The sequence below is a fragment of the Bacteroides faecium genome (assembly GCF_012113595.1).
Lineage (GTDB): Bacteria > Bacteroidota > Bacteroidia > Bacteroidales > Bacteroidaceae > Bacteroides > Bacteroides faecium.
Genome location: NZ_CP050831.1, coordinates 2317756 through 2340342 on the forward strand (window position 1 = coordinate 2317756; position 22587 = coordinate 2340342).

At 42.1% G+C, this 22587-nt stretch carries 21 protein-coding genes and 1 pseudogene; 10 read left to right on the forward strand and 12 right to left on the reverse strand.

Going from position 1 to position 22587, the window contains the following annotated elements; genetic code table 11:
• Positions 1-164: 164 nt before the first annotated feature.
• Both susR and BacF7301_RS08020 read left to right on the forward strand, forming a co-directional pair.
• A complete protein-coding gene (gene susR / locus BacF7301_RS08015) occupies positions 165-1760 on the forward strand; it encodes a SusR family glycan utilization regulator (RefSeq protein ID WP_167961796.1) in 1596 nt (531 codons plus the stop codon).
• A gap of 167 nt (positions 1761-1927) precedes the next feature.
• Entirely contained in the window at positions 1928-3328 is a 1401-nt protein-coding gene (locus BacF7301_RS08020) for an alkaline phosphatase (RefSeq protein ID WP_167961798.1), read from the forward strand.
• A gap of 79 nt (positions 3329-3407) precedes the next feature.
• Here BacF7301_RS08020 and efp read toward each other — a convergent pair whose 3' ends face one another.
• Complete coding sequence (gene efp, locus BacF7301_RS08025; protein ID WP_167961800.1) at positions 3408-3974, reverse strand: elongation factor P; 567 nt, start codon at positions 3972-3974, stop codon at positions 3408-3410.
• Positions 3975-4166: 192 nt separating this feature from the next.
• On the opposite strand from efp, the gene rpmH reads away from it, so the two are divergent.
• The 7 genes from rpmH (at position 4167) to BacF7301_RS08060 (ending at position 9673) form a co-directional block, all read left to right on the forward strand.
• Positions 4167-4325 (forward strand): 50S ribosomal protein L34, encoded by a 159-nt coding sequence (gene rpmH / locus BacF7301_RS08030; RefSeq protein WP_004299762.1) that lies wholly within the window; start codon positions 4167-4169, stop codon positions 4323-4325.
• 370 nt (positions 4326-4695) lie between these two features.
• Positions 4696-5346: a PASTA domain-containing protein gene (locus BacF7301_RS08035; RefSeq protein ID WP_167961802.1), complete on the forward strand. Its 651-nt coding sequence runs from the start codon at positions 4696-4698 to the stop codon at positions 5344-5346.
• A 27-nt stretch (positions 5347-5373) separates the two neighbouring features.
• Complete coding sequence (locus BacF7301_RS08040; protein WP_209319514.1) at positions 5374-6447, forward strand: RluA family pseudouridine synthase; 1074 nt, start codon at positions 5374-5376, stop codon at positions 6445-6447.
• Entirely contained in the window at positions 6444-7418 is a 975-nt protein-coding gene (locus BacF7301_RS08045; protein ID WP_167961804.1) for a D-alanine--D-alanine ligase, read from the forward strand. Before BacF7301_RS08040 ends, BacF7301_RS08045 begins: the two co-directional genes overlap by 4 nt.
• 7 nt (positions 7419-7425) lie before the next feature.
• Positions 7426-8574 (forward strand): 1-acyl-sn-glycerol-3-phosphate acyltransferase, encoded by a 1149-nt coding sequence (locus BacF7301_RS08050; RefSeq protein WP_167961806.1) that lies wholly within the window; start codon positions 7426-7428, stop codon positions 8572-8574.
• Positions 8571-9266 (forward strand): NigD1/NigD2 family lipoprotein, encoded by a 696-nt coding sequence (locus BacF7301_RS08055; protein WP_167961808.1) that lies wholly within the window; start codon positions 8571-8573, stop codon positions 9264-9266. The genes BacF7301_RS08050 and BacF7301_RS08055 overlap by 4 nt, the downstream gene beginning before the upstream one ends.
• Positions 9267-9280: 14 nt before the next feature.
• Positions 9281-9673: a rhodanese-like domain-containing protein gene (locus BacF7301_RS08060; RefSeq protein ID WP_167961810.1), complete on the forward strand. Its 393-nt coding sequence runs from the start codon at positions 9281-9283 to the stop codon at positions 9671-9673.
• A gap of 96 nt (positions 9674-9769) precedes the next feature.
• Here the strand turns inward: BacF7301_RS08060 and BacF7301_RS08065 are convergent, their stop codons facing one another.
• From BacF7301_RS08065 to proB, 5 genes are all read right to left on the reverse strand, one after another.
• Positions 9770-10726 (reverse strand): Rossmann-fold NAD(P)-binding domain-containing protein, encoded by a 957-nt coding sequence (locus BacF7301_RS08065; protein WP_167961812.1) that lies wholly within the window; start codon positions 10724-10726, stop codon positions 9770-9772.
• Between the two features lie 26 nt (positions 10727-10752).
• On the reverse strand, positions 10753-12009 hold the full coding sequence (locus BacF7301_RS08070; RefSeq protein WP_167961813.1) for a glutamate-5-semialdehyde dehydrogenase: 1257 nt from the start codon (positions 12007-12009) through the stop codon (positions 10753-10755).
• Between the two features lie 1017 nt (positions 12010-13026).
• Positions 13027-14085 carry a hypothetical protein gene (locus BacF7301_RS08075; protein ID WP_167961814.1) on the reverse strand — a complete coding sequence of 353 codons (1059 nt, stop codon included), beginning with the start codon at positions 14083-14085 and terminating at the stop codon, positions 13027-13029.
• Positions 14086-14126: 41 nt separating this feature from the next.
• Positions 14127-15155, reverse strand: a complete 1029-nt coding sequence (locus tag BacF7301_RS08080; RefSeq protein ID WP_167961815.1) for a hypothetical protein — start codon at positions 15153-15155, stop codon at positions 14127-14129.
• Positions 15156-15271: 116 nt separating this feature from the next.
• Positions 15272-16354 carry a glutamate 5-kinase gene (gene proB, locus BacF7301_RS08085; protein WP_167961816.1) on the reverse strand — a complete coding sequence of 361 codons (1083 nt, stop codon included), beginning with the start codon at positions 16352-16354 and terminating at the stop codon, positions 15272-15274.
• Positions 16355-16431: 77 nt separating this feature from the next.
• On the opposite strand from proB, the pseudogene BacF7301_RS08090 reads away from it, so the two are divergent.
• Positions 16432-16824, forward strand: a pseudogene (locus tag BacF7301_RS08090) (aminotransferase class I/II-fold pyridoxal phosphate-dependent enzyme); the annotation flags it as partial.
• Here the strand turns inward: BacF7301_RS08090 and BacF7301_RS08095 are convergent.
• From BacF7301_RS08095 to BacF7301_RS08120, 6 genes are all read right to left on the reverse strand, one after another.
• On the reverse strand, positions 16793-17026 hold the full coding sequence (locus BacF7301_RS08095) for a DUF2007-related protein (RefSeq protein ID WP_167961817.1): 234 nt from the start codon (positions 17024-17026) through the stop codon (positions 16793-16795). The pseudogene BacF7301_RS08090 and the gene BacF7301_RS08095 sit on opposite strands and share 32 nt — an antisense overlap.
• 76 nt (positions 17027-17102) lie before the next feature.
• Entirely contained in the window at positions 17103-17945 is an 843-nt protein-coding gene (gene murI, locus BacF7301_RS08100; protein ID WP_167961818.1) for a glutamate racemase, read from the reverse strand.
• Between the two features lie 109 nt (positions 17946-18054).
• Positions 18055-18570 (reverse strand): OmpH/Skp family outer membrane protein, encoded by a 516-nt coding sequence (locus tag BacF7301_RS08105; protein WP_167961819.1) that lies wholly within the window; start codon positions 18568-18570, stop codon positions 18055-18057.
• A 58-nt stretch (positions 18571-18628) separates the two neighbouring features.
• Positions 18629-19144, reverse strand: coding sequence for an OmpH/Skp family outer membrane protein (locus BacF7301_RS08110; RefSeq protein ID WP_167961820.1), 516 nt, complete (start codon positions 19142-19144; stop codon positions 18629-18631).
• A 23-nt stretch (positions 19145-19167) separates the two neighbouring features.
• Entirely contained in the window at positions 19168-21816 is a 2649-nt protein-coding gene (locus BacF7301_RS08115) for a BamA/OMP85 family outer membrane protein (RefSeq protein WP_167961821.1), read from the reverse strand.
• Between the two features lie 30 nt (positions 21817-21846).
• Positions 21847-22581, reverse strand: a complete 735-nt coding sequence (locus BacF7301_RS08120) for an isoprenyl transferase (RefSeq protein WP_167961823.1) — start codon at positions 22579-22581, stop codon at positions 21847-21849.
• Between the last annotated feature and the right edge of the window lie 6 nt (positions 22582-22587).

The window sequence follows — 22587 nt, forward strand, 5'->3', positions numbered from 1 at the left end:
GAATATAAATATAAATACTTGTAATACTCATTTTGTTGAAAATGAGCGTATTACTTGTTGGGGGACTATGCGAAAATACAAGTAGGAATTAAAATAATTTTGACCGTCTGTTTCATAATCATTACTATATTCATTATATTTGTGACATCTTTAAAAAGTAACCTATGAGAAATGTAGCCTATATCTTAGCTTTTCTTTTAGTTTGTCCGACTTTACTGTTTGCGACACAGACGGATGATAATGCGGCAGTCCTTAAAAGACTGGATGATATTATAAATAAGAAAGAGACTTTTCTGGTTCAGAAGGAGAAAGCTATTGATGCGCTGAAAATGCAGCTCGCTCATTCGGTTGCTCCTGCTGATAAATATCAGTTGTATGGCTCTTTATTCGATGCCTATCTTCATTATCAGGCAGATTCTGCGCTCCATTATATAAATAGGAGACAGCAGATTCTCCCCCAACTGAACCGCCCGGAGCTGGCAAATGAGATAATTATTGACCGTGCGACCGCATTGGGAGTGATGGGAATGTATATTGAATCCATGGAAGAACTGGAGAAAATAAATCCGGAGAAGCTCGACAAACAAACCTTGCTATCCTATTATCAGACTTATCGTGCCTGTTATGGCTGGCTTGCGGATTATACCACCAATAAAGAGGAAAAAAAGAAATATCTGAAAAAGACCGATTTATACCGGGACTCTATCATTGGTATAATGCCGCCCGAAACAAACCGTACGATTGTGCTGGCTGAAAAATGTATCGTTACGGGCAAGGCTGATACGGCTTTGGTGATGCTCAGTGATGCGTTGAAGGACGCGGTTGACGAACGTCAGAAAGTCTATATCTACTATACAATGTCCGAAGCGTACGGCATGAAGGGCGATACGGAAAAGGAAGTTTATTATCTGATATTGACAGCTATTGCCGATTTGGAATCTTCGGTCAGGGAGTATGCTTCATTGCAGAAACTGGCACATCTGATGTATGAACTGGGCGATATAGACCGCGCTTACAAATATCTGAGCTGTTCGATGGAAGACGCCGTAGCTTGCAATGCCCGCCTGCGTTTTATTGAGGTGACGGAATTCTTTCCTATTATCGACAAGGCTTATAAACTAAAGGAAGAAAAAGAACGTGCGGTTTCACAGGCAATGCTTGTCAGCGTCAGTCTGCTGTCTTTCTTTCTCCTTATTGCTGTTTTCTATTTGTATCGTTGGATGAAGAAACTGTCTGCCATGCGGCGTGACTTAAGCTTGGCGAACAAACAGATGCAGGTAGTAAACAAAGAACTGGAACAGACGGGGAAAATTAAAGAAGTGTATATCGCCCGCTATCTTGATAGATGTGTCAACTATCTGGATAAGTTGGAAACTTACCGTCGTTCACTGGCGAAGCTGGCTATGGCGTCACGTATCGAGGACCTGTTCAAAGCCATCAAGTCCGAGCAGTTCATCCGTGACGAGCGGAATGAATTCTATAATGAGTTTGATAAGTCTTTCTTGAAACTGTTCCCGAACTTTATTACCGCCTTTAATGAACTGCTGGTAGAAGAGGGGCGCATATATCCGAAATCCGACGAACTGCTGACAACGGAACTCCGCATTTTTGCCCTTATTCGCTTGGGAGTGGTAGATAGTAACAAGATAGCCCATTTCTTGGGCTACTCTTTGGCGACTATCTATAATTATCGTAGCCGCATGCGTAACAAGGCTGCCGGTGATAAAGACCGGTTCGAACAGGATGTGATGAATCTATAATCTGATTTGGAAGATAGTTATTGTATTACAACTTTGTAACATATTAAGGTGAATAATGCCTATAAATGAAGGTAATATCCACTATTAGTATGCGAATATCCACTGCGTATCCCCTAATTTTTTCTATCTTTGTAGGCAACTAATCTAATAATTAATTTGCTAAAAGAATGAAAAAGTTAATCTATTCGTTGTTCTTTGTCCTCATTTCCGTTGCAGCAAACGGTCAGGCAAAGTACATATTCTATTTCATCGGGGATGGAATGGGAGTGAACCAGGTAAATGGTACGGAAATGTATCAGGCAGAACTTCAAAACGGACGTATCGGCGTCGAGCCTTTGTTATTCACTCAATTTCCGGTCGCTACCATGGCCACTACTTTCTCTGCAACTAATTCTGTAACCGACTCTGCCGCCGCAGGTACCGCACTGGCTACGGGAAAGAAAACTTATAATCACGCTATCTCTGTAGGAGAAGATAAAAATGCGATTCAGACGGTAGCGGAACAAGCTAAGAAAGCCGGCAAAAAGGTAGGTGTAACTACTTCTGTCAGTGTAGACCATGCTACTCCTGCCGCATTTTATGCACACCAGCCGGATCGTAATATGTATTATGAAATAGCTCTAGACTTACCGAAAGCTAATTTTGACTTTTACGCAGGCGGTGGCTTCCTGAAACCGACTACCTCTTTTGACAAGAAAGATGCTCCGAGTATTTTTCCTATCTTTGAAGAAGCCGGATATACAGTTGCACGTGGTTACAACGACTATAAAGCTAAAGCCGGAAAAGCAGACAAAATGATTCTTATCCAGGAAGAAGGTGCTAACCCGTCTTGCCTGCCTTATGCAATTGACCGTAAAGAAGGTGATCTGACATTAGCACAGATTACTGAAAGCGCTATCGACTTCCTGACTAAAGGTAAGAACAAAGGCTTCTTCCTGATGGTAGAAGGTGGAAAGATCGACTGGGCTTGCCATTCAAACGATGTTGCTACTGTATTCAATGAAGTGAAAGACATGGACAACGCTATAAAAGTAGCTTATGAATTCTACAAGAAACATCCGAAAGAAACATTAATCGTCGTTACCGCAGACCACGAAACCGGTGGAATCGTTCTTGGTACGGGTAAATATGAATTGAACCTGAAAGCACTGCAATATCAGAACCATTCTGCTGACGGACTTTCTCAACGTATCAGCGAATTGAGAAAAGCAAAAGGCAACAAAGTGACCTGGGAAGATATGAAAGAATTCCTTGGTAAAGAAATGGGTTTCTGGAAAGAACTGCCTATCTCTTGGGAGCAGGAAAGGGCATTGCATGACGAATTTGAGAAATCATTTGTGAAGAACAAAGTGGTGTTTGCTGAAAGCATGTACTCAAAGAGCGAACCGATGGCTGCATGCGCAAAACGCGTAATGAATGAAATTGCTATGGTCGGCTGGGTAAGCGGCGGACACTCTGCAGGTTTTGTTCCAGTATTCGCTATCGGAGCAGGCTCTCATCTATTCGGTGAAAAGATTGATAATACTGAAATCCCGAAGAGAATTGCCAAAGCGGGAGGATATAAATAATAATATCGGCACAAAGCATATAAAGAAAGCCGGAAGTTCAATGAGCTTCCGGCTTTCTTTATATAATGTACTATGTAAATTATGCTTTCACACGTCCTACATAAGAACCGTCACGAGTGTCGATTTCGATTGTTTCACCTTCACTGATGAACAAAGGAACACGAACTGTTGCGCCTGATTCCACAGTAGCAGGTTTCAATGTGTTGGTAGCTGTATCACCTTTCATACCCGGTTCTGTATAAGTCACTTTCATCTGAACCTTGATTGGCATGTCAGCGTAAAGTACCGTTTCGGTAGAAGCGTCAGAAACAACCTCAAGTACCGCACCTTCGAGCAGGAAGTCAACACCGTTGATCAGGTCATGAGCGATAGGATGCTGGTCAAAAGTTTCCTGATTCATGAAGATAAAATCGTCTCCTTCTTTATATAAGAACTGATAGGGACGACGTTCAACACGTACATCTTCCAGCTTTTCACCGATGTTGAAACGACGTTCGAGAACGTATCCGCTAACTACATCTTTCAGTTTAGTACGCATGAAAGTGTTACCTTTACCTGGTTTTACATGCAGGAATTCTACACAGAAATAGAGCTTTCCGTCCATACGGATACAAGTTCCGTTTTTGATGTCTTGAGCATTAATCATACTGCTGTTTTTCTTTTTATAATCTTGTTATTTAATTGTTTTCGTTGGAAATCGAGTGCAAAAGTAATCTAAATCGGTAAAAAACACAAAAACTTTTGAGCAAAAATGAGTTATCTCTTGGTTAATTTAAAAAAAGTGCCTATTTTTGCAGCCCGATTACGTAGAATAATAACATAAAAACAAGATACAGTAATGAAAAGAACATTTCAACCCTCTAACAGAAAGAGAAAGAACAAACACGGTTTCCGTGAGAGAATGGCATCGGCTAACGGTCGTAGAGTGTTAGCAGCTCGCCGTGCAAAAGGCAGAAAGAAACTAACTGTTTCTGATGAGTACAACGGACAGAAGTGATAATCACCTGTCATCAGGGAAACAAAAAAGGCGGAGAATTTAATCTCTGCCTTTTTTGTTTCCCTGTTTTCTGAAAAAGAGAATGTTAAAAAGTCCTGCTATGGACTTTTGTTTATTATTTTTGCTTTTCTTTGTAGCCGAATGTAGAAAACCATAAGCAAACATACACGGTGAAAGAATATATCCGGGACTTGAAAACCCGTATAATCATAATAAGGTTGTTGAAATCTATAGGAGTGGGGATTATAGTTGCAGCAATTCTGGCGATGATAAGTGTCCTTGCATCGTAAATGAGGACATTTTTCATCGCCTACTTTTCATAATTTCAACTATTTTGTAGTATCTTTGGCGCATATTAACAGCAATGCATATGACTATTAAAGAATTCTTTTCTTTTAAAACAAATAAATTTTTCTGGTTGAATATTATCGCCATGATTGTGGTGGTGGTAGTGATGGTATTCGGTGTGTTGAAATGGCTCGACATACATACACATCATGGTGAAACTGTCATGGTGCCCGATGTGAAAGGGATGACGGTGGAAGAAGCTACCAAAATGTTCCGTAATCATGGACTGATATGTGTGATTTCCGACACCAAATATGTAAAGGATAAGGCGGCAGGTATTATTCTTGACCTGAAACCGGGCGCCGGAGATAAAGTGAAAGAAGGCCGTACCGTATATCTGACGGTCAATACATTGGATATTCCTTTGCGCGTCATTCCTGATGTCGCTGATAATAGTTCTCTCCGGCAGGCGGAGGCCAAGTTGCAGAGTGCCGGTTTCAAGCTGACTGAAATTCAGTTGGTACATGGTGAGAAAGACTGGGTATATGGTGTGAAGTACCAGGGACGGCAGTTGGCGACAGGAGAAAAAGTTCCTGTGGGTGCTTCCCTGACGCTGATGGTAGGAAACGGAGCTGGCGATATGACCGAAGAAGACTCCATAGATATCGATACCGATACGGAAAAGCCTGTGGCATCGGAAACATCACCTGCTCAAGATGATAGCTGGTTTTAATTGATAAATAACAGAAACAAGACTCACATGATAGAGGAAGAACTTCCGGACGAACTGGAAAATGATTTGGAGGATATAGAACCTGTCGGTGACGAATCCCAGCTTTACGAACACTTCCGCGTGGTTGTAGATAAAGGGCAGGCGATGGTCAGAGTCGACAAATATCTGTTCGAACGTATTGTCAATGCTTCGCGCAACCGTATCCAGAAAGCTGCCGAAGGCGGATTCGTTATGGCTAACGACAAACCGGTGAAAAGCAGCTATAAAGTGAAGCCGTTGGACGTCATCACGGTGATGATGGATCGTCCGCGCTACGAAAATGAAATTATCCCTGAAGATATTCCCCTTACTATCGTTTATGAAGACCCGTACCTGATGGTTGTGAATAAGCCGGCAGGACTGGTGGTACATCCGGGACACGGAAATTATCACGGTACACTGGTCAATGCGCTTGCCTGGCATATGAAGGATAATCCCGATTATGACGCGAACGACCCGCATGTAGGACTTGTTCACCGGATTGACAAAGACACTTCGGGCTTGTTGGTGATTGCCAAGACGCCGGACGCTAAAACAAACCTGGGACTTCAATTCTTTAATAAAACGACCAAACGTAAGTATCGTGCCTTGGTATGGGGAATTGTAGAACAGGATGAAGGAACCATCATCGGCAATATTGCCCGCAACCCGAGAGACAGGATGCAAATGGCGGTGATGTCCGACCCGGCGGTGGGTAAGCATGCCGTAACCCATTATCGCGTATTGGAACGGTTGGGATACGTCACTCTCGTGGAATGTATTCTGGAAACAGGGCGTACACATCAGATTCGTGTTCATATGAAACATATCGGCCATGTGCTGTTCAATGATGAACGCTATGGCGGCCATGAGATACTGAAAGGAACCCATTTTAGTAAATATAAACAGTTTGTAAATAATTGCTTTGACACTTGTCCCCGGCAGGCTTTGCATGCTATGACGTTGGGATTCGTGCATCCCGTCACAGGTGAAGAGATGCATTTTACTTCCGAACTTCCGGATGACATGACCCGGCTTATCGAGAAGTGGAGAGGCTATATCAGTAATAGAGAATTAGAATGAAACGCAACATTGCTATCGTAGCAGGGGGGGATACCTCTGAAATCGTAGTTTCCCTGCGTAGTGCACAGGGCATTTATTCCTTTATAGATAAGGAAAAGTATAATTTGTACATTGTGGAGATGGAAGGCCGTCGCTGGGAAGTACAATTGCCGGACGGAAAACGAATCCCGGTGGACAGAAATGATTTTAGTTTTACGAACGGAACGGAAAAGGTTGTGTTCGATTTTGCCTACATCACCATTCATGGCACACCGGGTGAGGATGGTCGCCTGCAAGGCTATTTTGACATGATGCGTATTCCGTATTCCTGCTGTGGGGTACTGGCTGCCGCCATTACCTATGACAAATTTACCTGCAACCAGTATCTGAAAGCTTTTGGGGTGCGCATTGCCGAATCACTGCTGCTACGTCAGGGACAATCGGTTTCTGACGAAGACGTGATTGAAAAAATAGGTTTGCCCTGCTTCATTAAGCCCAGTTTGGGTGGTTCGAGTTTCGGCGTTACGAAAGTAAAAACGAAAGAACAAATCCAACCGGCCATTGTTAAGGCTTTCGGAGAAGCGGAAGAAGTGCTTGTCGAAGCATTTATGGAAGGAACAGAGTTGACTTGCGGTTGCTACAAGACCAAAGAGAAATCGGTGGTATTCCCGCCTACGGAAGTGGTGACGCACAATGAGTTTTTTGATTACGATGCAAAATACAATGGTCAGGTAGATGAAATCACGCCTGCACGTATCTCGGACGAAATGACCGGACGTGTGCAGATGCTGACTTCGGCTATCTATGATATATTAGGTTGCTCCGGCATTATCCGCGTGGATTATATAGTGACTGCCGGTGAAAAGCTTAACCTTCTCGAAGTGAATACAACTCCGGGAATGACTGCTACCAGCTTTATTCCCCAGCAAGTGCGTGCTGCCGGACTGGAGATAAAGGATGTGATGACCGATATTATTGAAAACAAATTTTAATCGCGTTATGGATCTGACAGAGTTTAATGATATTCGCCCTTATAATGATGAGGAGCTTCCTCAAATATTTGAGGAACTGATTGCCGATCCGGCTTTTCAGAAAGCCGCCACAGGAGCTATACCGAACGTCCCATTCGAACTTCTGGCGCAGAAAATGCGTGCTTGTAAGACTAAACTGGATTTCCAGGAAGCATTCTGCTATGGCATTTTGTGGAAGATTGCGGCCGACCATACAGCCGGATTGACCTTGGACCATACCGCTATACCGGATAAAAGCAAAGCCTATACTTATATATCGAATCATAGGGATATTATCCTTGATTCGGGATTCCTTTCCATTTTGCTGATCGACCAGGGAATGGATACCGTAGAAATAGCGATTGGAGATAATCTGTTGATTTACCCCTGGATCAAGAAATTGGTTCGTGTCAATAAATCCTTTATTGTGCAGCGGGCATTGACCATGCGCCAGATGCTTGAATCCTCGGCACGAATGTCACGCTATATGCATTACACCATTTCGCAGAAAAACCAGTCTATCTGGGTTGCGCAGCGTGAAGGGCGTGCGAAAGACTCCAATGACCGTACGCAAGACAGCGTCTTGAAGATGCTGGCAATGGGTGGTGAAGGTGATTTGGTAGAACGTCTGATGGAAATGAATATTGCTCCGCTTGCCATTTCATATGAATATGACCCTTGTGATTTTCTGAAAGCGCAGGAATTTCAATTGAAAAGAGACGTAGAAGGATATAAAAAGACTACGCAGGACGATTTGATTAATATGCAGACCGGTCTGTTCGGATATAAGGGTAAAGTTCATTTCCAGGTTGCCCCCTGTCTGAATGATGAGTTGCAACATTTGGATCCTTCATTACCGAAACCGGAACTGTTTGCCCGTATTTCTTCTTATCTCGACCGTAGAATCCATCGTAACTACCGTATTTATCCGGGCAATTATGTGGCTTACGATTTGCTGAACGGTACGACGAAGTTTGCGTCTAACTATACCGAAGAAGAGAAACAACAGTTTATAAACTATATTGAGCAACAATTAGGCAAGATAAAGATTCCGAATAAGGATGAGGAGTTTTTGCGTGAGAAGTTGTTATTGATGTATTCCAATCCGTTAGTAAATCATTTAGCTGCTTGCCAATGAGAAAAAGAAAGTTACATAGAGTCTGGTTGTTAGGATTACTTTTCCTGATGACTGCTTGTGGAGATGACGACTATTATTATCCTTCGGTGCAACTGGAATTTGTTACAGTAGTAGCCGGCGAAGATGGTAGCATACAGACGCTTATCCCTGATAAGGGGGCGTCGTTGCCTGTATTGGAAGACCGTACAGGGGCTGCTATTTCTCCGAATACTTCCAGACGTGTAATGAGTAATTATGAAGTGTTGACGGATGGTGTCCGTATTTATTCTTTGCAGTCGCTTATAACGCCGGATCCCAAGCCGGAAGATGATCCGGTTTATAAAGACGGTATAAAGACTGATCCTGTTGAGATGGTCAGTATCTGGCTAGGACGAAATTATCTGAATATGATTCTGAATCTGAAGGTCAGCACGGGCAAGGGACATGTTTTCGGTATTGTGGAAGATACGTCTGAACTGGAAACAAAAGGCATTGTAAATATGTTATTATATCATGATGCGAACAGTGATGCGGAGTATTACAATCGACGCGCTTATATCTCTGTTCCTTTGGAGAAATATGTAAATGCAGAGAAACCTGACCGAGTAATAAAGATTAAATTTAAATATTACAAATACGGTGAGGACGGAACTGGTGAAGTATCAGATAAGTATTGTGATCCCGGATTTGATTATATCCCGGAACTGAATTGAAGAATTGAGTATATATGTTTAAAATGAATCAACTAGTCGTGGGAATATTTTTATTTCTTTCTTCCCTTTTCTCCTGTCAGCAGAAAGGGAATTTTCAGTCAATGAATGTAGAGGATTTCGATACTCTTATTCAGAATGAGGATATACAACGCCTGGATGTCCGTACATTGGCCGAATATTCGGAAGGGCATATAGCAAAAACTATTAATATCAATGTGATGGATGATTCTTTTGCTGCAATGGCAGACTCGTTATTGCAAAAAGACAGACCGGTAGCTGTATATTGCCGTAGTGGCAAACGAAGTAAGAAGGCTGCTGCCATCTTGAGTGCGAAAGGCTATAAAGTTTTTGATCTTGATAAGGGATTCAATTCCTGGCAGGAAGCAGGTAAAGAGATAGAGAAGTGACAGAGAATCATAAACGATGACGGTGAACACAGAATACGAGACGCATCCTGTGTTCACCGTTTATTTTTTTATAACTTGTTCCTGTTTGCCGTTCTGTTATTCCAGTCCTTCTAGTAATCTTTTTAGAACCACTGTAGCCGAGATTTCACGGTTTGCAGCTTCCGGGATGACGATTGATTGCGGGCTTTCAATGACCTCATCCGTAACGATCATATTTCTACGAACCGGAAGGCAGTGCATGAAATAAGCATTGTTGGTTACGGCCATTTGACGGTCGCTTACTGTCCATTCACGGTCTTTGCTCAATATCTGTCCGTAATTGTCGCCTGCATAGGCAGCCCAGTTTTTGGCATATACAAAGTCGGCTCCTTCAAAGGCCTTCATTTGGTCATACTCTACTTTAGCATTTCCTACAAATTCAGGAGCCAGTTCGTATCCTTCCGGGTGAGTGATGACAAAATCATAATCGGTGGCGTTCATCCACTCCGCAAAAGAATTGGGGACAGCCTGCGGCAATGGACGCGGATGCGGAGCCCAGGTCATAACCACTTTGGGGCGTGCCGTTTTCTTATATTCTTCAATTGTAATTAAGTCAGCAAAACTCTGTAACGGATGGCGTGTTGCCGCTTCCATGGAGAATACCGGACGTCCGGAATATTGGATAAATTGATTCAGAATAGTTTCCTGATAGTCAAAATCACGATTCTCAAAACGGGCAAAAGAACGTACTCCGATGATATCGCAATAGCATCCCATCACAGGGATAGCTTCTAATAAATGTTCCGGCTTATCACCATCCATGATAACGCCCCGTTCAGTTTCCAATTTCCAGGCTCCTTGGTTGATATCCAACACCATAACGTTCATTCCCAGATTCAGCGCCGCTTTCTGTGTGCTGAGGCGGGTACGCAGACTGGAGTTGAAGAAGATCATCATCAATGTCTTATTCCTACCCAATTCTACATATTTGAAACGATCTTTTTTAATAACGAACGATTCTTCGATGGCTGATTTTAAATCGCCAATGTCCTGTACACAAGTAAATTTCTTCATATCCTTTATTTGTTAATTCTCAATTCTTAATTTCTTCTAGTCTGCCCATCTCCTTCAATAATCCATTTGTAAGAAGTGATTTCTTCCAGTCCCATCGGACCCCGTGCATGCAGTTTTTGCGTGCTGATGCCTATTTCGGCTCCCAAACCGAATTGTGCTCCGTCGGTGAAAGCGGTAGATACATTGGTATATACACAAGCAGCATCTACTATCTTTATAAACAATGTCGCACGCTCCTTGTTTTCCGTGACGATGCATTCACTATGCTTCGAACTGTTTTCCTGAATATGTCCCAAAGCATCTTCAAAGCTCTTCACAGTCTTGACTGCCATTTTATAGTCTAAGAACTCCGTACCGAAACTTTCTTCCGTTGCAGGTTGTAGAAGTTCGGCAGGATAATGTCCTTCCAATGCCTGATAAGCTTGCAGGTCAGCATAAATAATCACATTACTATCTTTCAACTTCTGGCAAAGCACGGGTAGTTCGGCCAGTCTTTTCTCATGCACGATAGTACAGTCCAACGCATTACATACACTCACTCTGCGAGTTTTGGCATTATGGATAATATCTGCCCCCTTATTTACATCTCCAAACTCGTCAAAGTAAGTATGGCAAATACCAGCGCCCGTCTCAATAACGGGAATCCTGGCATTTTCGCGTACAAAATTGATAAGCCCGCTACTTCCCCTGGGAATAATCAAATCGACATAGCCTACAGCATTTAGTAATGCCGTCGTAGCTTCTCTGTCAGCCGGAAGCAGCTCTACAATATGTGGATTGACATTGAATCTTTTCAAAACTTCGTGAATCACACTGATAATAGCGCGGTTGGAACAGTCTGCGTCACTTCCACCTTTCAATATGCAAGCGTTCCCGCTCTTCAAGCACAGAGAGAATACATCGAAACTTACATTAGGACGTGCTTCATAGATAATTCCTATCACCCCAAAAGGAACACTGATCTTCGTCAGTCTCATCCCATTGGGACGAACCGTTTCTTTCAGTACTTTACCCAAAGGAGAAGGCAGGGTAGCTACATTACATGTATCCGCTGCAATACCCTTCAAACGTTCTTCCGTTAATTTCAACCGATCGTACTTTGGATCATTTTTGTCCATTCGTGCGAGGTCTTTTTCATTCTCAGCAAGAATGAAAGACGTTTCTGCAACTGTCGCGTCAGCCACTGCGTTTAAAATCTGATTGATGGTATCATCGCTCAGCAAGGCTAATTCCCGACTTGCTGCCTTTACGGCAGCAAAAGTTTCGTTTAAATCTGTAGTCATTTGCTCCTTTTTTGCATTAAATGGAAAGATAAACTATGCAAATATAGTGAATGATGTGAATAAAACCTGTTGAAAAACAAAATAAATGTTGGTAGCTATCAGTTGGCGTGTTCTCACTTCAATAGTCTCGTTTGTGACCTTATCAGCGGTGCCCGACCAGACGAAGTGGCATAATTGCTGCAAATATGTAAATTATACATCAATGTATTATACATCAATGTATAATTTATATGCCCTCCCCGATTGAAAAAAATGTTATTATTAGATAGTGGTGCTTCCTTAATATATTTCATTTCTGCCCGTTTCATTTATTCTAGTGTAGTAAGGAATAAAACTATGTGTGGATGAACTTGTTGAAACCAGTACTGAAGTAAGCCGAACCATGTACTGGACTTATTCAAGTTTCCTACATCATTTCATTGAGTGTAGTACTTGTTCCGGTCAATTCTACTACTAAATAGTAAAAGTAAAAAACTGCTTTCAGCTTTCAGTTCTTCCAAAAAGCCCCTCTTCATCGAAGGTTTTGGCTGAAAGCGAACCTGAATGCAGAAGTGTATAATTTTAGTTCCTTTTTTGATACTATATCTAGTTGAAATACAAGCTCTGCTTTAGTGAAACGGAGCCTGCATTTCCGTGAAACAGAGCCTCTGTTTCACCAAGATAGAGGCTCTGTTCTGCTCACCCCACGTACGGATGACTTTCAGTCCACAGGTGAGCAACCCTGAGCCCATATGACTGTCACTTTTGCCCACGTGCTGAATCTGTATACCCCGCTTGGTGGGCATATAGATTCAGCATGGTGAGTATATATGCCCACCAAGCTGCATATAATAGACATACCGGCAAGCCTGAAAGCGCTGAATGCGCTACCCCTTGCTTACAGCATATTCCTGCAAGGGGTATTTTTATTTGCTTTCAGCCGCTATCTCCTTCTATCAAGGCGTTTGCAGACAAAACTGAAACGACTGAAACCGGATAATAGCGTGAAAATTCAATAAGAGGGTTTTGGCAAGGCTATTACTGGAAATTATCCCCTTGCCATGGAAGATCTTGTTCAGGATCTTCCCCCATTTCTCCTTCTTCTATTTCGATTCCTACATTACCTGGTGTTCCTATATGGTCAATATTGGTTAATGCAATACTGTGTATATAGTTCCTTTTAAAAGTAATGGTACTGTTGATTATTTGTTTCTCATCCTCTCCCGGGTTCTTTTTCCAATAGACTGTTACTTTAATGTTCTCGGTCAAGTGCTGGTTGACGCCAGTAGGTATATTTGCTGTCAGATTTTTCATGCTGACCATTTTCAATCCGGTTTCAACAGTGTTATGAATATCCCCACTCGCATCCAGATAAATACTTGGTGCATCGTCCAGTTGTATTCTGAGCTGCCCGCTTTCCAAACCTGTTTGTTTGAACTTGACTCCGAAAAAACGGCGATAGAGTGTAATCGGATTTTCCATTCCATCTGTAACGTTCAACTTGTCTATTAGTCCATGATAACGTTCGATAAATGGGCGACCGCACTTGTCTTGTCCTACGCTCTTTGTTTGTATTTTAGGGTTTTCAATATTATATAAGAATTTAACTCCATCTACTTGCTCGGCAGTAAGGAACTTATTCAAACATTCCCCTTTGATTTTTCCGTTGCGCTCTAAATCGAATGGAGCAGCAAAGCCGCCATCTTCCATTAGTATAGAATCCTTTGCATTGGCTATCATAGAGCAGGATATGCGATATGTATATCCGTCGATGACTCTTATTTTTAGATTCTCAGGGTTCTTGGCTTTGTCTAATTGAAATATTCCATAGGCATATGGCTTTGAAGTCGGATTTGGTCCTTCTTTAGGTGTCATGGATATGGCGATTCCTACTATTGTTTTGCTCTCATCTATTACAGTCGGCTTAGTAGAACGTGCCATGGGTAGTTCGGTGAAAAGGTAATCTCCGTCCAGTTTTAAGTTGAGATCCGAATAAGTAGTGGGCGGCTCCTGATACAGATTTTTTTCTTCAATACATGACTGTAAGGTGAAAGCTGTGAATAGGCAGCCTGTAATCATAAGATGTTTGATTTTCATATGAATGTTTTTTAGTAGTTGTTCAACTTTGATATGATTGATTATTCCCCAATTTCCTGTTCTACTTCTTCCATCTCGGCATCTTCGTCGAAAGAGATGGTAGCATCATTTATATATTTGTCTATCTTGGTTATTTTGACTATGTTCTTTTTGTTTCTTTTCATTTTAATACTTTGGTCGGCGTATATGGTATGCCATTCCTCTTCGTCGGCCGGTCGGTAGGTAATGGTGAAGCCAATTGTCTCTTCTTCCTTTAGCCTTGCTGTATAATAATCTGATATGTCGTACATTGAAATGATTCGTTCTTCAGATTTTGATATTCCGTCGGGAGAGTATAATAGATAAAGCGGTGAAATATCTGTCGCTGTAATTTTGATAGAATCACCGGGATTTAACTCGTTTGTGGTGAATTGTAACGAATAATAGGCGCGTTTTAATGAGATGGAAACGGAAGTGTTTGTGCCCGGAGTCAAGAACTCTAGCTGCTGGCTGCCGAAGAATCGCTTAACGGTGGGATGAATGCTTGTACTGTCCTGTTTCATTAGCATTTCACCTTTGTATATATGTTGGTAGAATGACTGATTGATATTTAGAGGATTAATTGAAATCAATAAGTCATTGGTGATATGTCCATCCATTCCTTTTGAGGGGGAACATGAGAAAGGAAGACCATAAAGGGAAATGTCATTTTCCACTTTGCCGTATGGGGAGTCTTTATAATCTAAGAAACTACAATCGAACCGGTAGGTATATCCTTCGATTAACCCTATTTCCACTCTGTAAGGATCGTCGAAAAGACCGGATGCATAAGGTTGGAAAGAGGTTAGGCTTTTTCCTCTCCAAAATACGTTGACTGCGTATAATCCGCCGGGTAGACTGGAAGTAACCGAACGTCCTAATGGTTGCTCGTCTACTTCAAGAAAAGGGGCGATGTTTAGACTTACATTAAACTCTTTACCGACAGGAAAAAGCGGAGTTGAGTCTACTGCTGGCTCATCCTTGTCACTTCCGCAGGAAGTGGTTAAGACGATGAAGGTTATAAGTACAAAATGCCAATGTTTTAATAGCATGGAATTATATTGTTTGTTCTAGGGAACAAATATACTGCTATTAATAATTTATTGCAAATAAAGAGTTTTGTATTTCTATTGGCAGCTTATTTTATACCGTTCTGTTGATACTGTTTTTATTCGATATACAAATAATCATAATGTACCACCGGCTTCTTACCGTGTTTGCCAATAGCTTCCTGTGCCTGGCTTGAATCACAGTTCGCTTTTCCTACACCCACTTGGTTTCCCCGGAAATCTATGATACGTACAATGTCGTCCTTTTCGAATTCTCCTTCGATATGAGTGATTCCAATCGGAAGTATACTGACTGCCTTTTCAGAGTTTAATACTTCCGTTGCACACTCATTGATATGAATTTCCCCTTTGGCGAAGCCTTCACTATGTGCAATCCATTTCTTGACACTGGATACCGGTTCTTTTGAAGGAATGAAACGGGTACAAAGTGTATCTTCGGGATGTTGCAGCAAGTTGACTAAAATATTATCACGTTTTCCATTGGCAATGATTACTGTGATTCCTTCGTCGGCTACCTTGCGGGCAATGTTTGTTTTTGTCAACATACCGCCTCGTCCGAAACTGGACTTGGTTGCTTGGATATAGTTGGATAAATCTTTGCCATGACCGATTTCCTGAATAACGGAAGAATTGGGGTCGGCAGGAGAACCATTATAAATGCCGTCGATATTGCTTAAAATGATAAGTGCTTGTGCATCCATCATGGAAGCGATAAGCCCGGATAGTTCATCGTTGTCTGTGAACATCAGTTCGCTGACTGAAATCGTATCGTTTTCATTGACAATAGGAATAACGTTGTTTTCGAGCATTACCGTCATACAGTTTTTCTGATTCAGATAATGGCGACGAGTACCAAAATTCTCTTTGGTAGTCAGCACCTGACCTACGGCGATGCCATGTTCACGGAAAAGTTCGTAGTAGCGGTTGATTAGTTTTGCCTGGCCGACGGCAGAAAACAGTTGGCGCTGATCTACACTGTCGAGCTTCTTTTGCGGGTGTATCTCACTGCGTCCGGAAGCAACGGCTCCCGAAGAAACCATAATGATTTCTACGCCGGATTTATGTAATTCCGCTATTTGGTCGACAAGTGCTGACATACGGGTGACGTCCAGCGTTCCGTCACGACGTGCCAATACATTACTTCCTACTTTTACTGCGATTCGTGTAAATTCCTGTTTCATTTTTACTAACGATTTGAAAGCACAAATATAGAGCTTTTTGTCGATATGTTACCAAAACAGGCTAAAAAGAATTATCTTTGCAACATAACTTATTTATCTGTGCACCTAGCGTTGCCCAACAGGCTGGCATTACCGCTTTGCGACAGGCAGATTCGGATGTGGAACGTATGAGACAAAACTATGATGAACGGCGGAAGTTTATGATTACTCGTCTACGGGAAATTGGATTCGAAATTAAGGTAGAGCCGCAGGGAGCGTTTTATGTTTTTGCCAATGCACATAAATTTGCGACCGACTCTTATCGCTTTGCGTTCGATGTACTCGAACATGCGCATGTCAGTATTACTCCCGGTGTGGATTTTGGTACGGGAGATGAAGGATATGTACGCTTCTCCTATGCAAATTCATTGGAGAACATCAAAGAAGGCTTGGATCGCATCAGTCGCTATCTTTCTCGGCCCGGTTTCTGATAAGCTCGGTGGCTGCCTCGTATTCTTCCTCAATGACAAGGACAGAAACGGAAGGAGCGATGTAGGGAGCTAGTGTTCCCATAATCCCATCTTTGATGACGCAACGGATATTATTACTCTCTAATAACCCTTTGATGATTTCGGCTTCCCATGGAGAACCGGAGAATACTTCTATTGACTTGCTATAATCTTCTTCTTTCATGACTGTATGGTATTAGGGGTTGTTTTCTACAAATATAACAAAAAAGAGAGACAAAAGGTTATTCTTCGCTTAAAATTTATTCAAGTGTGATGTGTTTTACACTAATTTGCTGGTTTAGAAATGTAGACGCTGATTCGGAGAATTTCTCTTCCGCCTCTGTGGTGTAAAACTGGCAATTCCCGTTCTTTGTGCACTTTGCGTCCATTTCCGGGTGTCTTCTCAAATAATCTTTCAGGCTTTCCGCTACATATTCTCCTTGTGAGATTACGCTAATGTCATTGGCGATATATTGCCGGATTTTAGGAAGAAGGAGAGGGAAGTGGGTGCATCCCAGAATGACGGTGTCTATTTGCGGATCTTTTGAAAGTAGTTGGTCTATATATTTGCGGATGAAGTAATCGGCTCCATCGTTTTGCGATTCATTGTTTTCTACTAATGACACCCACATCGGACAGGCCACTCCACTAACCTGAATATCCGGGAATAGTTTATGTATTTCCAAAGGGTAAGATTCGGATTTGATAGTACCTGCTGTTGCCAGTACACCGATATGCTGGTTCTTACTAATATCTCCGATACATTCTACGGTGGGACGAATCACGCCGAGCACACGGCGTGCCGGGTCAATTTGGGGTAAATCATTCATCTGAATGCTGCGCAGAGCCTTGGCGGAAGCTGTGTTGCAGGCCAATATGACCAAATGACAGCCCATGTCGAATAGTTTGTTGACAGCTTGCCGGGTGAACTCGTACACGACTTCAAAAGAGCGTGTCCCGTAAGGAGCACGGGCATTGTCCCCCAAGTAGATATAGTCATATTCAGGCAATGCTTCTCTTATCTTGTCTAAGATAGTCAGGCCACCATAACCGGAGTCGAACACTCCGATAGGGCCGGGTATATTTGATAAATGTTGATTCATGACGAACAGGATTTATATACGCAAATGTACACCAAAAAAAGCGAAAGCGAAAGAAGTTTAAACTTCTTTCGCTTTCGCTTTTAGTATTTCTTTCTCTTGGCGAGAATTCTTATTTGATACCCAGATTTGCTTTAACCTTATTGGTCAGGTTAATGCTTTGTGCTTCGTTAACGTAAGGAATCGGAGTTCTTGCAAGGTCGAAGATATAAACAACACCTTCAGCAGCACCTACAGCTTTGATAGCATTGTCCAATTTCTGATAGATAGGAGCCATTGCGTCATTCTGAGCTTTCGCCATTTGCTGCTGTGCATCCTGTTGGAATTGTTCTTGTCTCTGCATCATGTCCTGCAACTCTTTCTGTCTTCTTTCTGCGATGTTGGCCGGAAGCGAATCCTTAGCGATAGCTTGCTGGAATTCCTGATATTTTTTATTGAATTCTTCCTGAGTTCTTTGAAGTTCGGCAGTGAGTTGTTTTTCCAATGTTTGGATGTCGTTTTGTGCCTTAGTAAATTCAGGCATCACAGAGATAATCTCCTGTGCATTGATATGACCGAATTTCAGGTTCTGTGCAAATACACCCATTGGGAGTGCAAGCAACATTACAAGTGCAATTTTTTTTAGCATAGTTCTATAATTTATTTGAATGTTTTTTTTAGTTATTTCCAGTTGCAAATGTATGAAATTAATTTGAATATCCTAATCTTCTTAGGATTTCATCACTAATATCTATACGTGGATTTGCAAAAATTATACCTGCAGCAGAGGCTCTGTCGACTACCATGTCATATCCATGCTGTTGTGATACAGCTTTCACTGCTTCATAGATATCATCCTGAATCGGCGACATCAACTTGTCTCTCATCTTGGCTAATTCACCTTCAGGGCCGAAATAATTGCGTTTCAGTTCGGCCGCTTCTCTTTCTTTGGCTACGATTTCATCCTCTTTCTTTGTCTTTTGGGCAGCAGATAGAGTGGCAGATTTTGTCTGGTAATCCTGGAACATCTTTTGTGCTTCCTTTGCCAGAACTTCTACTTCACCCTGATATTTCTTCGTAGCTTCTTGCATTTGCTCATTAGCGCTTTGAGCAGCCGGAATATTTTTCATAATATATTCCGTATCGATCAGTGCAAATTTTTGTGCGTTTGCCGCCATACCGACAGCAAATAGCAACATGATTAATAGAACAGACTTTCTCATGACGTTTAGTTTTTTGTGATACATTAGAATTCTTGTCCTAAGATAAAGTGGAATTGACTTCCGCCATATTGTTTAGAACCAAATACTTTATCGAAACCGTAACCCCAGTCAATACCCATCATACCAATCATCGGCAAGAAGATACGAACACCGACACCGGCAGAACGTTTCAACTCAAACGGATTGAATTTCTTGATATCATGCCATGCGTTACCTGCTTCAAGGAAACCTAACACATAAATGTTAGTACTTGTTTCCAGCATCAACGGATATCTTAATTCGATGCCGAGACGTGCGTAAGCATAACCTTCGGAACCATATGGGGTCAATGAGCTATTTTCGTAACCACGCAGAGCGATACTCTCTGTAGCATAGGTTGAATAACCGGTCATACCATCACCACCTACGTCGAATGTACCGAACGGTGATTTCTTGTATTCGTTATAGTGACCCAGCAAACCGAACTCTGTACGTGTCATCAATACAAGACACTTAGGATGAGCAACCGGATCCATCAACGGAGTATATGTTTTTCCTTTGAATTTCCATTTGTGGTATTCTACCCATCTGTGAAGCTTATTCATCTTATCCTGGGTAATGCTACCGTCTGATTTGTAATATCCTTTATAGTCTTTGCCATCCATCAACGAATATGGAGGAGTGAACTGAACTGACAATGAGAAATCGGAACCCGTACGCGGGAAGATAGGATTGTCAATTGAGTTACGTGCCAAAGTCAATGAGATGCTGAGGTCATTGCATTTACCGTTGGTTACCGGGAAATACTGCCAGTCGCTCAAGTTGTAGCGTTGATAAGCCAACTCTGCAGAGAGTGTGAAATAGTCATCCGGCCATCTCAAACGTTTACCCCAGCCTACGGAAAGTCCCCACATCTTGATAGACTTGTCAGGGTCGTAGTAGTTTTCGTAGTTATTGTAGTTACCGTAGTTGTACATACCATACCCCCCATAACCGCTATACATGCTATTGTAGTAGTTGTTGAAGTAGCTGGAGTTATAGTAACGGCTACTGATATCTGTCTGTACAGAGAAGAAAGCCGAAACGGAAAATGAGTTCGGACGCTTTCCGCCAAACCAGGGGTCGAAGAATGAAATACTGTATGACTGGTAGTATTTAGCATTCGTTTGTCCACTGATAGTCAATGTCTGTCCGTCACCTTGCGGCAGGATACCACGGTAGTTTTCACCCGGATGGAGCAAGTTGGCTACAGAGAAGTTGGTGAACTTCAAGCTCAACTTACCGATAATACCGGTTTGTCCCCAACCGGCTGAGAATTCCACCTGGTCGTTTGCTTTGGATGTCAATGGTAAACCTATGTCAACAGTTCCGTTCATCGGATCCGGTTGAATGTCCGGTTGCAGTTTTTCCGGGTCAAAGTGTCCCATCTGCTGGATTTCACGCAAAGAACGCATCAAGTCTTCCTTGCTGAATAGCTGTCCCGGACGAATACGAAGTTCACGACGAACTACATTTTCATACAAACGGTCATTACCGCTGATGTTAATTTTGTTGATAGTAGCTTGGCGGCCTTCATAAATTCTCATTTCGAGGTCGATAGAGTCGCCGACAATGTTTACTTCCACCGGATCGAGGTTGTAGAACAAGTAACCGTTGTTATAATATAAGTTGCCGATAGCGTCATCATCTGTGGAGATACGTTCGTTCAATAACTTCTGGTTGTATACATCTCCTTTTTTCATACGAAGCAGGTAGTTCAACTGTTCGGAAGGATAAAGTGTGTTACCCACCCAAGTTACATTTCGGAGATAATATTTCTGACCTTCATCTATGTTCAAGTATACATTAACTGTCTTTTCATCATGCTGTGAGATACTATCTTTGGCAATCATAGCATCACGGTATCCCAGCTCATTATATTTGTCGATGATAAGTTGTTTATCCGCTTCGTAGTTTTCCGGCACGAATTTCTTTGTGCGGAAGAGGTTGAGAAGTTTACCTTTCTCATTGGTTTTCTTCATCACTCGTTTCAGCTTGGAAGTTTTGATAGCGGTGTTACCTACGATTTCGATGGCGTGAACTTTGATTTTTTCTTTCTTGTCAATGTCAATGTCGACAATTACTTGATTTTCGCTGGAAGGATCATCTTTTTGTGAGATGATAACTTCTGCATTCTTAAACCCTTTATCGTCGAAGTAACGTTTAATCAATGTCTTCGCGCGGTCTACGGTATTCGGGGTAATCTGCATACCTTTTACCATACCTAATTTGCCTTCCAAATCAGTACGTTCGGACTTCTTGACACCATGATAACGTACGTCAGAGATACGTGGACGCTGCGTCAGACTGATCTTTAACCAGATTTTGTTACCTTCCACTTTCTCAGCTGTGATTTGTACGTTTGAGAACAAACCATGACGCCAATAACGTTTGATTGCTCCGGTGATTTCGTCACCCGGCACAGTGATTGTTTGTCCTACCGATAGTCCTGATAGTCCAATCAATACATAGTCTTCGTAATTCTTCACGCCTTCGACCTTAATGTCCGCTATCTCATACTTTTTGGGTGTTCCGGAGTATAAGATGACAGGTTTCGAGTCTTCATCAGTATTGGCATTTTGCGCAATACCTGTTGTCGCAAAGCAACACAGGCAGATAAACGTTATGAATAGATAGGAAATACGATAATGCATTTATGTTATAATTTGATGTTTCGAGTTATGTTAGCTGATTTGTTCACTGGTTTTGCCGAAACGGCGTTCCCGTTGCTGATATTCGTAAATGGCTTTGTAGAATTCTTCTTTATCGAAGTCCGGCCAAAAGGTATCACAAAAATAAAGCTCCGAATAAGCACATTGCCATAGCAGGTAGTTACTTAGTCGGATTTCTCCTCCCGTACGGATTAATAAATCAGGGTCGGGCATAAATTTTGTTTCCAAATGAGATGCGATGCATTCATCTGTTATTTGTTCGGGAGATAATTCTCCCTTTTTAATCTGTGTCGCTATTTGGCGGACGGCTTCAGTTATTTCCCAACGGGAAGAGTAACTAAGAGCCAATACCAGGCACATACCTGTATTCCCAGCCGTACGTTCTATGCATGATGATAAACTTTTCTGAACTTCGTCTGGTAATTTCTTGAAATCACCGATAATCTTGAAGCGAATATCATTTTTCATCAGTGTCTCTTCTTCAATAGAATCTAGCAATAGATTCATCAGAGCCGCTATTTCGTCTTGTGGCCGACTCCAGTTCTCGGTAGAGAAGGTGTATAAAGTCAGATACTTCACTCCCAAGCGGGCTGCGTCTTCGATAATTTTCTGTACCGTTTCTGCGCCTGCACGGTGACCGTAAGTACGTTCTTCCCCTCGTTGCTTTGCCCATCGTCCGTTGCCATCCATAATGATGGCTACGTGTTGGGGTATCCGAGTTTTGTCTATTTGTTCTATATAGGACATCTTCTT

What these genes read in the sequence shown, in the direction of transcription:
- susR (WP_167961796.1), top strand. Translation starts at nt 165, where the DNA reads ATGAGAAATGTAGCCTATATCTTAGCTTTTCTTTTAGTTTGTCCGACT.
- BacF7301_RS08020 (WP_167961798.1), top strand. Translation starts at nt 1,928, where the DNA reads ATGAAAAAGTTAATCTATTCGTTGTTCTTTGTCCTCATTTCCGTTGCA.
- efp (WP_167961800.1), bottom strand. Translation starts at nt 3,974, where the DNA reads ATGATTAATGCTCAAGACATCAAAAACGGAACTTGTATCCGTATGGAC.
- rpmH (WP_004299762.1), top strand. Translation starts at nt 4,167, where the DNA reads ATGAAAAGAACATTTCAACCCTCTAACAGAAAGAGAAAGAACAAACAC.
- BacF7301_RS08035 (WP_167961802.1), top strand. Translation starts at nt 4,696, where the DNA reads ATGACTATTAAAGAATTCTTTTCTTTTAAAACAAATAAATTTTTCTGG.
- BacF7301_RS08040 (WP_209319514.1), top strand. Translation starts at nt 5,374, where the DNA reads ATGATAGAGGAAGAACTTCCGGACGAACTGGAAAATGATTTGGAGGAT.
- BacF7301_RS08045 (WP_167961804.1), top strand. Translation starts at nt 6,444, where the DNA reads ATGAAACGCAACATTGCTATCGTAGCAGGGGGGGATACCTCTGAAATC.
- BacF7301_RS08050 (WP_167961806.1), top strand. Translation starts at nt 7,426, where the DNA reads ATGGATCTGACAGAGTTTAATGATATTCGCCCTTATAATGATGAGGAG.
- BacF7301_RS08055 (WP_167961808.1), top strand. Translation starts at nt 8,571, where the DNA reads ATGAGAAAAAGAAAGTTACATAGAGTCTGGTTGTTAGGATTACTTTTC.
- BacF7301_RS08060 (WP_167961810.1), top strand. Translation starts at nt 9,281, where the DNA reads ATGTTTAAAATGAATCAACTAGTCGTGGGAATATTTTTATTTCTTTCT.
- BacF7301_RS08065 (WP_167961812.1), bottom strand. Translation starts at nt 10,726, where the DNA reads ATGAAGAAATTTACTTGTGTACAGGACATTGGCGATTTAAAATCAGCC.
- BacF7301_RS08070 (WP_167961813.1), bottom strand. Translation starts at nt 12,009, where the DNA reads ATGACTACAGATTTAAACGAAACTTTTGCTGCCGTAAAGGCAGCAAGT.
- BacF7301_RS08075 (WP_167961814.1), bottom strand. Translation starts at nt 14,085, where the DNA reads ATGAAAATCAAACATCTTATGATTACAGGCTGCCTATTCACAGCTTTC.
- BacF7301_RS08080 (WP_167961815.1), bottom strand. Translation starts at nt 15,155, where the DNA reads ATGCTATTAAAACATTGGCATTTTGTACTTATAACCTTCATCGTCTTA.
- proB (WP_167961816.1), bottom strand. Translation starts at nt 16,354, where the DNA reads ATGAAACAGGAATTTACACGAATCGCAGTAAAAGTAGGAAGTAATGTA.
- BacF7301_RS08095 (WP_167961817.1), bottom strand. Translation starts at nt 17,026, where the DNA reads ATGAAAGAAGAAGATTATAGCAAGTCAATAGAAGTATTCTCCGGTTCT.
- murI (WP_167961818.1), bottom strand. Translation starts at nt 17,945, where the DNA reads ATGAATCAACATTTATCAAATATACCCGGCCCTATCGGAGTGTTCGAC.
- BacF7301_RS08105 (WP_167961819.1), bottom strand. Translation starts at nt 18,570, where the DNA reads ATGCTAAAAAAAATTGCACTTGTAATGTTGCTTGCACTCCCAATGGGT.
- BacF7301_RS08110 (WP_167961820.1), bottom strand. Translation starts at nt 19,144, where the DNA reads ATGAGAAAGTCTGTTCTATTAATCATGTTGCTATTTGCTGTCGGTATG.
- BacF7301_RS08115 (WP_167961821.1), bottom strand. Translation starts at nt 21,816, where the DNA reads ATGCATTATCGTATTTCCTATCTATTCATAACGTTTATCTGCCTGTGT.
- BacF7301_RS08120 (WP_167961823.1), bottom strand. Translation starts at nt 22,581, where the DNA reads ATGTCCTATATAGAACAAATAGACAAAACTCGGATACCCCAACACGTA.